At 63.2% G+C, this 12,358-nt stretch carries 11 protein-coding genes; 3 read left to right on the forward strand and 8 right to left on the reverse strand.

All coding sequences use genetic code 11. The annotated features are described in order from the left end of the window. Positions 1-42 precede the first annotated feature (42 nt). Both ABIE49_RS00550 and ABIE49_RS00555 read left to right on the forward strand, forming a co-directional pair. Positions 43-1,941 (forward strand): TRAP transporter large permease, encoded by a 1,899-nt coding sequence (locus ABIE49_RS00550; RefSeq protein ID WP_192735959.1) that lies wholly within the window; start codon positions 43-45, stop codon positions 1,939-1,941. 28 nt (positions 1,942-1,969) lie between these two features. Further along, the gene (locus ABIE49_RS00555; protein ID WP_192735960.1) at positions 1,970-3,631 is read left to right on the forward strand and encodes an acyl-CoA synthetase; all 1,662 of its coding nucleotides are present in this window, start codon (positions 1,970-1,972) and stop codon (positions 3,629-3,631) included. Between the two features lie 108 nt (positions 3,632-3,739). On the opposite strand, the gene ABIE49_RS00560 is transcribed toward ABIE49_RS00555, so the two are convergent. From ABIE49_RS00560 to metG, 5 genes are all read right to left on the reverse strand, one after another. Next, positions 3,740-4,372, reverse strand: coding sequence for an antibiotic biosynthesis monooxygenase family protein (locus ABIE49_RS00560; RefSeq protein ID WP_192735961.1), 633 nt, complete (start codon positions 4,370-4,372; stop codon positions 3,740-3,742). A gap of 161 nt (positions 4,373-4,533) precedes the next feature. Continuing rightward, positions 4,534-5,532, reverse strand: coding sequence for a L,D-transpeptidase family protein (locus tag ABIE49_RS00565; RefSeq protein ID WP_192735962.1), 999 nt, complete (start codon positions 5,530-5,532; stop codon positions 4,534-4,536). Positions 5,533-5,608: 76 nt separating this feature from the next. Beyond that, on the reverse strand, positions 5,609-6,415 hold the full coding sequence (locus ABIE49_RS00570; RefSeq protein WP_192735963.1) for an MBL fold metallo-hydrolase: 807 nt from the start codon (positions 6,413-6,415) through the stop codon (positions 5,609-5,611). Continuing rightward, complete coding sequence (locus ABIE49_RS00575) at positions 6,412-7,203, reverse strand: TatD family hydrolase (protein WP_192735964.1); 792 nt, start codon at positions 7,201-7,203, stop codon at positions 6,412-6,414. The genes ABIE49_RS00570 and ABIE49_RS00575 overlap by 4 nt, the downstream gene beginning before the upstream one ends. A 14-nt stretch (positions 7,204-7,217) precedes the next feature. Beyond that, entirely contained in the window at positions 7,218-8,774 is a 1,557-nt protein-coding gene (gene metG / locus ABIE49_RS00580; protein ID WP_354066527.1) for a methionine--tRNA ligase, read from the reverse strand. Between metG and ABIE49_RS00585 the strand changes: the two genes are divergently transcribed. Further along, entirely contained in the window at positions 8,758-9,210 is a 453-nt protein-coding gene (locus tag ABIE49_RS00585; RefSeq protein ID WP_354066528.1) for a hypothetical protein, read from the forward strand. The two genes, metG and ABIE49_RS00585, sit on opposite strands and share 17 nt — an antisense overlap. A gap of 40 nt (positions 9,211-9,250) precedes the next feature. Here ABIE49_RS00585 and ABIE49_RS00590 read toward each other — a convergent pair whose 3' ends face one another. Genes ABIE49_RS00590 through ABIE49_RS00600 form a run of 3 tightly spaced genes read right to left on the reverse strand, consistent with a single transcriptional unit; the run spans position 9,251 to position 12,239 of the window. Then, complete coding sequence (locus ABIE49_RS00590) at positions 9,251-10,291, reverse strand: DNA polymerase III subunit delta' (RefSeq protein WP_192735966.1); 1,041 nt, start codon at positions 10,289-10,291, stop codon at positions 9,251-9,253. After that, on the reverse strand, positions 10,288-10,974 hold the full coding sequence (gene tmk, locus ABIE49_RS00595) for a dTMP kinase (RefSeq protein WP_192735967.1): 687 nt from the start codon (positions 10,972-10,974) through the stop codon (positions 10,288-10,290). Before tmk ends, ABIE49_RS00590 begins: the two co-directional genes overlap by 4 nt. Positions 10,975-10,976: 2 nt before the next feature. After that, positions 10,977-12,239, reverse strand: coding sequence for a D-alanyl-D-alanine carboxypeptidase family protein (locus ABIE49_RS00600; RefSeq protein ID WP_192735968.1), 1,263 nt, complete (start codon positions 12,237-12,239; stop codon positions 10,977-10,979). Between the last annotated feature and the right edge of the window lie 119 nt (positions 12,240-12,358).

Below are 12,358 nucleotides of genomic sequence, written 5' to 3' on the forward strand. Positions count from 1 at the left end.
CCTATCCTGTCTTTGGTTCATGCTGTGGTGCAGGGCGCTGCGATGGCTCATGCCGAACTGACCGAGACCGTGACCGGCGAGGTGGTTGAGCCCCCTCGCCGCCGCTCGCTGCTCGCGTCCATTGAAAACCTCCTTGGGATGCTGGTTGAGATCCCGGCAGCGCTCCTGGTCGTCGCCGAGATCGTCATCCTGTTCGCGGGCGTGGTGGCGCGTTACGGCATGCACCGGCCGTTGATCTGGTCGGACGAACTGGCCTCGATGCTGTTCCTGTGGCTGGCGATGCTCGGGGCTGCCGTGGCGTTCCGGCGTGCCGAGCACATGCGGATGACGGCCGTGGTCGCGAGCGCCAAGCCCGCGCTGCGCGCTTATCTCGATCTGGTCGCGACTTCGGCCGCACTGGCGTTCCTCTTGATGATCGCCTGGCCGGCCTTTGAATACGCCTATGAGGAAAGTTACATCACCACGCCGGCGCTGCAGGTCACCAATATCTGGCGGGCGGCGGCGCTGCCGGTCGGCATTGCCCTGATGGCGCTGTTTGCGTTCCTGCGACTGGCGCGCGCGGGCAACGCCCGTACCGTTTTCGCGGCTATCCTGTCGGTCGCGTTGGTCATTGCCGTGTTCTGGCTGCTGAAGGGCTCGCTGAAGCCGCTCGGCAACCTCAACCTGATCATCTTCTTCGTCGGCGTGGCCGGCTTCTGCGTGTTCGCGGGCGTTCCCATTGCGTTCGGCTTTGGGCTGGCGACTTACGGCTACCTGGCGCTGACCACCAATACGCCGCTGATGGTGCTAGTCGGCCGCATGGACGAGGGCATGAGCCATCTCATCCTGCTGTCGGTGCCGCTGTTCGTATTCCTGGGGCTCCTGATCGAGATGACCGGCATGGCGCGCGCCATGGTGGCCTTCCTGGCGAGCCTGCTGGGCCATGTCCGGGGCGGGCTGCATTACGTGCTGGTCGGCGCAATGTATCTGGTTTCGGGCATCTCGGGCTCCAAGGCCGCCGACATGGCCGCCGTGGCGCCGGTGCTGTTTCCGGAAATGAAGGCGCGGGGCGCCAAGCCGGGCGATCTGGTCGCCCTGCTCTCGGCCACCGGCGCCCAGACCGAAACCATCCCGCCGAGCCTGGTGCTGATCACGATCGGCTCGGTCACCGGCGTATCGATTGCGGCGCTGTTCACCGGCGGCCTGCTGCCGGGCGTGGTGCTGGCGATCACGCTGTCGGCGCTGGTGTGGTGGCGCTACCGCGACGAGGATCTGACCCACGTCGCCAGGGCCAGCGGCGGCGAGATCCTCCGTGCGTTTATCATCGCCCTGCCCGCCGTGGCGCTGCCCTTCGTGATCCGTTACGCCGTGGTCGAGGGCATCGCGACCGCGACCGAGGTATCGACCATCGGCATCGTCTATGCCTTCATCGTCGGCTACCTGATCTACGGGCTGATGATCTACCGCAATTTCGACTGGCGGCGGATCATGCCCATGCTGGTCGAGACGGCCTGCCTGTCCGGCGCCATCCTGCTGATCATCGGCTGCGCCACCGGCATGGCCTGGGGCCTGACCCAATCCGGCTTCTCGCGGACGCTGGCGGCGGCGATGACAGGCCTGCCCGGCGGTTCGGCGACCTTCATCGCGGTATCGATCGTGGCCTTCGTGATCCTCGGCAGCGTGCTCGAGGGCATTCCGGCCATCGTGCTGTTCGGGCCGCTGTTGTTTCCGATCGCGCGTGCGGTCGGGGTGCACGAGGTTCACTATGCCATGATCGTTATTCTGGCGATGGGTATCGGGCTATTCGCGCCGCCGTTCGGAGTGGGCTATTATGCCGCCTGCGCCATCGGACGCGTCGATCCGGCCGAAGGGATCAGGCCGATCTGGGGTTATCTGCTGGCGCTGATGGTCGGACTTATTATTGTGGCGATCTTCCCGTGGATTTCGATCGGGTTCTTGTAGGTTCAATTTTACTGGCGGGACAAAGCCGATGAGCGCAGCCCAAACTCCAGACCAAGGTCAATACAGCATCGGATTGGACAAGACGCCGGCGAATTACGTGCCGCTGACGCCGCTGAGCTTCCTCGCCCGCAGCGCGGCTGTTTATCCCGATGCCGTCAGCACCGTCTATGAGGGCCGCTTCTTCACCTGGTCGCAGACCTATGAGCGCTGCCGGCGCTTTGCCTCATACCTCGCCGGCAGCGGCATCGGACACGGCGATACGGTGGCGGCGATGCTGCCGAATATCCCGGCGATGAACGAACTGCACTTCGCGGTCCCGATGGCGGGCGCGGTGCTGAATGCGCTCAACATCCGGCTCGACGCGCCCTCGATCGCGTTCCAGCTCGATCACGGCGGCGCCAAAATCATCCTGGTCGATCCGGAGTTTTCCGGCGTCATCGCCGAAGCGCTGACTCTGATGAAAGGACCAAAGCCGTTCGTTATCGACGTCGACGACGCAGCATTTGCCGGCGGCAAGCGGATCGGCGAACTCGAATATGAAGCGGCGGTGGCGCAGGGCGATGCTGGCTTCGTTGCCCGCCTGCCCGGCGATGAATGGGACGCGATCGCGCTGAGCTATACGTCGGGCACCACGGGCAACCCGAAAGGTGTCGTGACCCATCACCGAGGCGCCTACCTCAATGCCGTCAGCAACATCCTGGCCGGCAATCTCGGCCAGCATCCGGTCTATCTCTGGACGCTGCCGATGTTCCATTGCAACGGCTGGTGCTTTCCGTGGACGGTCGCGGCCTCCGCCGGCATCAATGTCTGCCTGCGCAAGGTGGACCCGTCGAAGATTTTCGAACTGATCCCCAAACACGGCGTCACCCACATGTGCGGCGCGCCGATCGTCTACAACACGCTGATCAATGCGCCGGACGCCCCGAAGGGCGCCAAGGCGCGGCCCGTGGTCGGGTTGATTGCGGGCGCAGCGCCTCCCGTTGCCGTGCTCGAAGGCGCCGAGAGCATCGGCATCAAGCTGACGCATGTCTACGGGCTCACCGAGGTCTATGGTCCCGCTTCGGTCTGCGCCGAACAGCCGGGCTGGGACGAACTGCCGGCCGATCAACGCGCCCAGCTCAAGCGCCGGCAGGGCGTGCCCTACCCGCTGCAGGAAGGCGTCACCGTGCTCGATCCCGAAACCATGCGCGAAGTGCCGCGCGACGGCGAGACCATCGGCGAGGTGATGTTCCGCGGCAATATCGTGATGAAGGGGTATCTGAAGAACGAGAAGGCCACGAGCGAGGCGTTTGCCGGCGGCTGGTTTCACACCGGCGATCTCGGCGTGCTCGATGAGAGCGGCTACGTCATCATCAAGGACCGCTCCAAGGACATCATCATTTCCGGCGGCGAGAATATCTCCTCCGTCGAGGTCGAGGACATCCTCTACAAGCACCCGGCCGTGCTGTTCGCGGCCGTAGTGGCCAAGCCCGATCCGAAATGGGGCGAAGTGCCCTGCGCCTTCGTCGAACTGAAGGAAGGCGCCAAAGCGACCGAAGCCGACATCATCGCGTTCTGCCGCGGCCACATGTCCGGATTCAAGACGCCGAAGGCTGTCGTGTTCGGCGTCATCCCGAAGACGTCGACCGGAAAGATTCAAAAATTCCTGCTGCGCAATCAGGTGGATTCGGCGAAGGCGATTTCGGCTTGAGTTCGTAGACCGTAGGGTGGGCAAAGGCGCGTAGGCGCCGTGCCCACCATCGTTCGTCAAATTCGCTGGAGAGTGGTGGGCACGCTTCGCTTTGCCCACCCTACGAACCTACGCCGGCCCTCGCGTCACCGGCGGATAATACTGCGGCGCCTCGGCCCGTTCATACATGCCGTAGTCGCGCATGACCTCGAAGATGCGGAAATACTCGGTCGTGGGATCGGCAAATAGCCGCGCACCGAATGCGGCACCGCGTGCTTCGTCCGGCACGTCTATCAGGTGGGCATACTGTCCTTCGCGATAGACGCTCGTGAACGCGTCACGGCGCCAATCGGTTGCGACTGGAAGTTCGGCGCTTCGCGATTCCGCCGCCAGCACATAGGTCGGCGGACGGCGCGAAGGATCGTTGTAGGGCGTCCGCTTCTTCGGCTGCCAGACAGGTTGTCCCGGCCTTTCTTCGTGAACGACCTGGGCGACGCGAATGCGGTAGTCCGAAAAGACCTTTTCGCGGCCGGCCGTCTGGACCTCGTGATGGTGGCCATGGGCCCGCCAGGCCGTCAGGGCGCCCTCGTCCCGCCATATCTGGTAGGACAGCAGCAGGTTTTCCTGGGTCAAACTCCTGAAGCGATCGATGAAGAGGCAGCCACCCATGGCCTCGAGCTCGGGCTTCAACGAAGCGGCGAGATTGAGATATTGGTCCCGGTGCCCGGGCCTCGTCTGAACTTCGAAGAACAGACCGATCATTACGCTACCCCTCTTTCTTCCCAACGTAGTCCGTTTGCCCCACCCGCTCCAGCGTCAACCGTCATGGCCCGATCACGCCAGCCTGCAGAGTCTGGCGCAGCACTTCATAATCCTGTTGGGGATGACAAGAAGCGGCGCAGCTTGAATCGTGATGGGACGATCTAGCTCTTTCCGCTCGCCGGCGGCTGCTCGACGAAGACGACCGCTGTTCCCTTCTTGACGCTCTTGCCCAGCAAGCCGGCATCCCAATTGGTCAGCCGAACGCAACCGTTGGATTCAGACTTGCTGACCGTCGAAGGGTTGGACGTGCCGTGGATGCCATACCCCTCCGCTGAAAGCCCTATCCAATAGCTTCCCACGGGATTGTTCGGGCCGGGTTTGATGGTGAAGGCTTCTTTTGATCTGACACCCTTGAATTTGTAGTCGGGATTATAGCGGTAGTTCGGGTTGGCATCGGCGGACACGACCTTGAGCGTACCGCTGGGGGTTGGCTTTTCCTTGCTCCCGACGGTCGCTGGAAAGAACGCCACAAGCTCGCCGGAGGAGGCAAAGACCTTTACGGTCTGGCGCGATTTATCCACCTCAATCCGTTCAGCCTTCAATTTGGCGTCGTTGCCGGCCACGGCCGTGACCCAAACCGCTTCACCTGCCTTATCGAACTTCTTTCCGGGGTTCAGGGCTTCCAGCAGTCCCTCACTCATGTGAAACTTCTCGGCGAGGCCCTCGCGCGGGGTCGTATAGCCAACAGTCTTGAGGTCCCGCATGGCTTCCATCCTGGCAGGAAGCTTTTCCAGGAAGGGCCCCTTGATGTCGTCACTGGAAATCTTGTACTCGATGACAACGGCATCCAAACTTGTCCCGGCAAGCGCCTTCCATACCTCCGTTGTCAGTGCCTGTGCAGGCTTCAAGCCCTTCGCCTCGGCGAAAGCCTTCAAAGCCTTCTGCGCGTTTTCGCCGAGCTTGCCGTCGATTTCTCCTGGAGAGAAACGCGCGCGATCGAGCAGGACCTGGACCTTGATGACGAGAGGATCGACTTTCCTTTCTGCCGGAGGTTTTGCAGATTCAAATTCTGCATTGTTGATCGACGCGGCGTCCAGGGCGGTCGCTGGCAATATCAGCCAGACCCACAGGACCGGTGCGGCCAACAGGCGGCGGATCATCTCGGCTCACTCCTGGAAGCGGAACTCCGGTGATAATCAGTTCGTGCCGACGAAGTTCCGCCGCGCCGCCTGGGCCTTAGCCCGCCCGCTCCAGCGTCAGGCGCATCCCGTCAAAAGCCGGGATCACGCCGGCCGGCAGGCTCTGGCGCAGCACCTCGTAATCGAGGTCGGAATGCATGTTGGTGATGACGGCGCGGCGCGGCTTGAAGCGCTCGATCCACGACAGTGCATCGTTGATGCTGAAATGGCTGGGATGCCCGGCGTAGCGCAGCCCGTCGATGATCCAGAGTTCGAGGTTTTCCAGCGCCGGCCAGCTCTCCTCGGGAATGTCGTGGAGGTCGGGTGTGTAGGCGGCATCCCCAATGCGAAATCCCAGCGCGGGAATCTTGCCGTGGTGAACTAGGAAGGCGGAAAGCTTCACCGGGCCGCCCTTCCCCTCAGTAGTGTGCCTCTCGCCGGCTTCGATGGAATGACGCGTCAGGATCGGCGGGTAATCGCTACCCTCGGGCGCGATGAAGCAATAGGAGAACCGCGCCATGATGTCTTTCGCGGTCGACTGATTGAAGTAGACGGGAATGCGGCGGCGCTGGTGCAGCACGACGGAACGCAGATCATCGATGCCATGGGTCTGGTCGGCGTGCTCATGCGTCAGGAACACCGCGTCGATATGGTCGACATTGGCGTCGATCAATTGCTCGCGCAGGTCAGGCGAAGTGTCGATTACGATCCGCGTGGTGCCGTGGGCGCCCGTGCGCTCAACCAGCAGCGAACAACGGCGGCGCCGATTCCTGGGGTTGTTGGGATCGCAGGCGCCCCACCCCAGCGCCGGACGCGGCACGCCGGCGGAGGAACCACAGCCAAGGATTGTCAGCGTCAGCGTCATGCGGCCGCTTTCGGCGCGGGTACCTTGGAAAACAGCCGGAAGAAATTTTCGGTGGTCTGCCGCGAGATCTCCTCAAGCGAAACCCCGCGCGCCTCCGCCAGCACTCTGGCCACTTCGACCACGTAGGATGGCTCGTTGCGCTTGCCACGGAATTTGCCGGGCGCGAGATAAGGCGCGTCGGTTTCGACCATGATGCGGTCGGCCGGCAGTTCGGCGGCAAGTTCGCGCAAGGCTTCCGACTTCTTGAACGTCAGGATGCCCGTGAACGAGATCGAAAGTCCCAGCGACATCGCCTTCATCGCCAGTTCGCGTCCGCCAGTGTAGCAATGCAGCACGGCACGAAACGGTCCCTTGGCCGTTTCCTCTTCGAGAATGCGACCGCAACCTTCATCGGCGTCGCGGGTGTGAATGATCAGCGGCAGGCCGGTTGCGCGCGCGGCGGCGATGTGAGCGCGAAAGCCGCGCTCCTGCGCTTCCGGCGAGCCGTCGTCGTAGAAATTATCCAGCCCCGCCTCGCCCAGCGCGACCACCTTGGGATGCTTCGTCAGTTCGATCAGCTCGGCTGCCGGAATGCCGTCTTCCTCGTCGGCGTGATGCGGATGGGTTCCGACCGAGCAATAGACGTTCGGAAACCGCTCGGCGATTTGCAGCAAGCCGCCAAGCCGCCTCACCCGCGTCGAAATGGTGACGATGCGGCCGATTCCGGCGCTCTCGGCACGCGCAATGATGCCGTCGAGATCCTCGGCAAAATCGGGAAAGTCGAGATGACAGTGGCTGTCGACGAGCATGGCGTTCGAACCGATCAATCTGCCTTTGGTTCGACGTAGCGTGGAAACACCCCGACCGGCGCCGGCAAGGCTGTACCTGCGGCGATGCGCGTGGGTAGTGCCGCAAAATTACGCGACTTGATATCTTGGGGGATACCGAGGCTGTCCAGCAGCTTGCCGGAGGATTCCGGCATCACCGGCTGTGCCAGGATGGCGACCTGGCGCGCGACTTCCGCGGTCACGTACAGGACGGTCTTCTGCCGCGCCGGATCGGTCTTCGCCAGCGCCCACGGCGCCTCGCCCGCGAAATAGCGGTTGGCTTCCGCCACCACGGCCCACACGGCGCTCAGCCATTGATGGATCTGCTGTGTCGCCATCGCCGTGCGCGACGCCTCCAGCATGGCGTCGGCCTGCGCCAGGATCGCCTTGTCGTTGTCGCTGAACTCGCCAGGCTCCGGCAGGATGCCGCCGAGTTGCTTGGCGATCATCGAAAGCGAACGCTGCGCCAGATTGCCGAGATCGTTGGCGAGGTCGGCATTCGTCCGAGTGACGATGGCCTCGTGGTTGTAGCTGCCGTCCTGGCCGAACGACACTTCGCGCATGAAGAAATAGCGCACCTGATCGACGCCGTATTGCGCCGCCATGGCGAAGGGATCGACGACGTTGCCGACAGATTTCGACATCTTCTCGCCGCGGTTGAGCAGGAAGCCGTGGCTGAAGACCCGTTGCGGAACCTCGACGCCGGCCGACATCAGGAAAGCGGGCCAGTATACGGCGTGGAAACGCACGATATCCTTGCCGGTGACATGCAGATTTGCCGGCCAGTAACGCTTGAAGTCGGCGCCTTCGACATCCGGATAGCCGGCGGCCGTGATATAATTCGTCAACGCATCCAACCACACGTACATGACATGAGCTGGGGAGCCCGGCACCTTGATGCCCCAGTCGAACGTCGTCCGCGAGACCGACAGGTCCTGCAAACCACCTCTGACAAAGCTCGCGACTTCGTTCAGCCGCTCGCGGGGGAGCACGAAGTCGGGAACGCGCGCATAGAGGTCGAGCAACTTGTCCTGATAGGCCGACAGACGGAAGAAATAGGTCTCTTCCTCGGTCCACTCGACCGGCGAGCCTAGCGGCTCGCGGCGAACACCGTCGGCGTCGACGGTGGTTTCCGTTTCGTCGAAATAGGCTTCCTGACGCACCGAATACCAGCCGGCATACTTGCCGAGATAGATATCGCCGTTGTTCTCGATCGCGCGCCAGAGTGCCTGGCAAGCCTGTTCGTGGCGCGGCTCGGTGGTGCGGATGTAATCGTCATATGAGATGTTGAGCGCGGTCATCATGTCGCGGAAGCGCGCGGAGTTGCGATCCGCAAGAGCGAGCGGCGTGAGGCCTTCCGCAACCGCGGTTTGCTGCATCTTGAGGCCGTGCTCGTCGGTGCCCGTCAGAAAGCGGACATCGAAGCCGTCGAGCCGCTGAAAGCGGGCGATCGCGTCGGTGACCATCGCGGTATAGGCATGCCCGATGTGCGGTATGCCGTTCGGATAGAAGATCGGCGTCGTGACGAAGTAACTGTTGCGTGGCGTCGCCACCGCTGGCGTTGCGGCAACGGGCGCCTTCGCGCGCGGCGTGGCAGCCTTCGGGCGCTTCGGTGCGGATGGCGGCTTTGCGGCCGCGACTATTTCCCTGGGCGCATTCTCGGGCGTATTCTTGGGAGTATTATTCTTGGGCGCGGTGGCGCGCGTCTTCGATATCGTTTTCTTCGCGGATTTTTTCGACGATTTCTTCGCAGGCTTCTTGGCGGCCTTCTTCGCCGCCGACTTCTTCACGGCTTTCCTTGCCGTCTTCTTCACGGATTTCTTGACGGCTTTCTTGGCAGCCTTCTTCGACGCCTTGCGCGATGTTTTCATGGCGCGTTTTTTAGCGCCCGCCTTTTTGGTGGTACGCGCAGGCGAAGACTTGCGGGCCTTGGCCTTTTTCTTTTTGGAGGTTTTCTTTTTAGCCTTCGCCACCACGAATTTCCTTTAAACGTTCAAATCAGATTGTCCGGATTATATCGAACGGAGCGTCACCGCGTGGCTTCCGCGAGCATCCCGAACACCGAGAAAACCAGCGGTTTTCGTTCCAGATTGTACGATTCCGTATCGCGCGCGGCGCGGATGATCTTTTCCCATACCTCCGCCAGCCGTGCAAGGCGCGGCAGGTTGGCGTTGGCGTTATCCGCGCGCAGCTTTTCGCTAATCCAGCGATCGACGCCGTCGACGAAGGCCGCCAGGGCCACGCGGTCGCTGCCGCCGAGCGCGTCACCGAGCGCGTGCAATTCGCGCGGGTCGACATTTGGCAGGGTGGCGAGCAGCGCCGCGGTCCGTTGCTGCAGCTTGAGCGCATCGCCGCCGAGCAGCGTGACCGCGCGCGAGACGCTCCCCTCCGCGGCTTCGGCGGCTTCCGCGAGCGCCGGATCATCGGCCATCATGTTCGCAGCCTGTGCGGCGGCGCCGATAACGTCTTCGGTCGCCAGCGGTCGCAGCGGCAATTTGCGGCAACGGGACAGGATGGTCGGCAGCGCCCGCGCCGGCGAATGACTGACGAGCAGGAACAGCGATCGCTGCGGCGGCTCTTCGAGGATCTTGAGCAGCGCGTTCGCCGCATTAGGATTGAGTTCGTCGACGGTATCGACGATGCAGACCCGCCAGCCATCGACCGCTGCGGTCGAGCCGAAGAACGAGATCGTCTCGCGCGTCTCGTCGACGGTGATGACGGTGCGCATCACGCCGCGGTCGTTGAGGCTGCGCTCCAGCACCAACAGCCCGCCATGGGCGCCATTGGTAACCTGCCGCGCAACGGGATCGGCGGGATCGACGGCCAGCGTCTCCGCGCGTTGCACTGCTGGCGACAACGGGTTGGGATGCGTCAGCACGAACCGCGCCATGCGATAGGCCAGCGTCGCCTTGCCGATGCCCTGCGCGCCGCCGATCAGCCAGGCATGCGAAATGCGGCCGCTGCGATAGGCGTTGAGCAGCGCGGTCTCGGCATCGCGATGCCCGAACAGGTCAGGCGTTTCGCGGGGATGCCGGACTGCGGTCTCCTGCTCGACCTTACGGGCGCTCATGTGGAACTCGCCGTCGAGGAAATCGCGAACAGGTGATCGCGCAACGCCTTCCAGACGCGGGCGGCGACCGTATCGGTATCGGCATTGGCGTCGATCAGCGCGCAGCGCTGCGGATCTTCTGTGGCGATCTGCTTGTAGGCGTCGCGCAGATCCTGGTGGAACTTGACGTCCTCCGCTTCGAAACGGTCGGGAGCGCCGGTGCCGCGGCGGGCGGCGGCGCGCTTCAGTCCGACTTCAACGGGGATATCAAGGATGATGGTCAGGTCCGGCTTGAGATCGCCGATGGTGACCCGCTGCATGGCGTTGAGCACGGCGGGCGAGACCTGCCCCAGCCGGCCCTGATAGGCACGCGTCGAATCCGAAAACCGGTCGCACAGCACCCAGATCCCCTGGCTGAGCGCCGGCTGAATCACCGTGCGCACATGGTCGTCGCGGGCGGCGGCAAACAGCAGCGTTTCCGCCTCCGGCCCGAGCAATTTGCCCATGCCCGACAGCACGAGATGACGGATGATTTCGGCGCCCGGCGAGCCGCCGGGCTCGCGGGTGACGATCGCGCGCAGCTTTGCCGTTGTAAGGCGGTCGGCAAGTTTCTTGATCTGCGTGGACTTTCCGGAGCCCTCGCCGCCTTCGAACGAAATGAACTTCCCGCGTCCCGAAGGCCGGCTCACCGTTGCTTCGGCCATAATCAGAGCTTCTCTGCGCTCGCGCGGAACATGCCGATGACAAGCTCGCTGGCGCCATCGATCGCCCGGCGCATCGTCGAACCGGTCGCGACCGCCTCCGCAGCATAGACCGGCGCCTCCATTGCGACATTGCCGCCGCGCCAGACCCGCACCACTCCGACCGGCTGGCCCTCGGCGACCGGCGCCCGCACCGGGCCGCTATAGACCAGGCGCGCGATCAGTTTCTCGCTGCCGTTCTTCGGCACCATCACCTTGATCGGCTCGCGGCTCGCCAGCTTGACCGACCGGCTTTCACCGCCGAACACCTTGGCGTATCCGACCTGCTGATTGGCCGCGAACAGCGTCCGCGCCTCGAAATTGCGGAACCCCCATTCCAGCATTTTCTTGGCTTCCGACGCGCGATCGTCGGGGTCTTCAAGCCCGTTGATCACGACAATCAGCCGGATGTCGTTCTGGACGGCGGAGCCGACCATCCCGTAGCCGCCCTCCTTGGTGTAACCAGTCTTCAGCCCGTCGGCACCGCTAAGCGAGTTCAGCAGCGGATTGCGGTTCTGTTGCCGGATCTTGTTCCAGGTGAACTCCCTCTCCGCGAACAGCTTGTACATGTCCGGATAGGTTTGAATGATATGGCGCGCAAGGACAGCCAGTTCGCGCACCGTCATCTTGTTGGCGGGATCGGGCAACCCGTTGGAATTGCCGAAGGTCGACCTGGTCATACCGAGCTCGCGTGCCCGCTTGGTCAAGAATTCGGCGGCAAAGATCTTCTCGTTTCCAGCCATCCCCTCGGCGAGCGCGATGCAGGAATCATTGCCGCTCTGGATGATCGCGCCCTTCAGCAGATCGTCGACCGAAACCTTGCTGTTGAGGATGGCAAACATGGTCGAGCCGCCCGCCGGAGCGCCGCCTTTGCGCCAGGCGTTTTCGCTGATGCGGTATTCGTCGGTAAGCTTGACCTTGCCGGTCTTGACGGCGTTGAACACCACCTCGGTCGTCATCAGCTTCAACATGCTCGACGGCGCCCGCAGCTCGTCGGCGCTCTTTTCGAACAACACGCTGCCGCTGGTGGCCTCGATCAGGATCGCGGTTGGCGCGTCGCCGTCGAAGCCACCCTCCGCTTCCTTCTTGGCGCCCTGCACGCTGTTGTTGGCGGCGTAGACAATCCCGCCCCAGCCGACGGCCAGTGCCAGCGTGGCCGTGATCAGGCCCCGCCACGGACGTGCGGCCGCGGCGTCAGATTTGCGGGAAACGGGTCTGTCGGCAGCCATTGGCGATGTCCTGAATCCCGGCGTTCTAACAGTTGGAAGTATCGCAAACAACACAGGTTTTCGGACTTGTGGATCAGCCGATCCGATTGCGGCGCCGACCGAACGACCGTATCCTTCGG

Origin of the sequence: Bradyrhizobium sp. OAE829 (genome assembly GCF_040546575.1) — a bacterium.
Classification (GTDB): domain Bacteria; phylum Pseudomonadota; class Alphaproteobacteria; order Rhizobiales; family Xanthobacteraceae; genus Bradyrhizobium.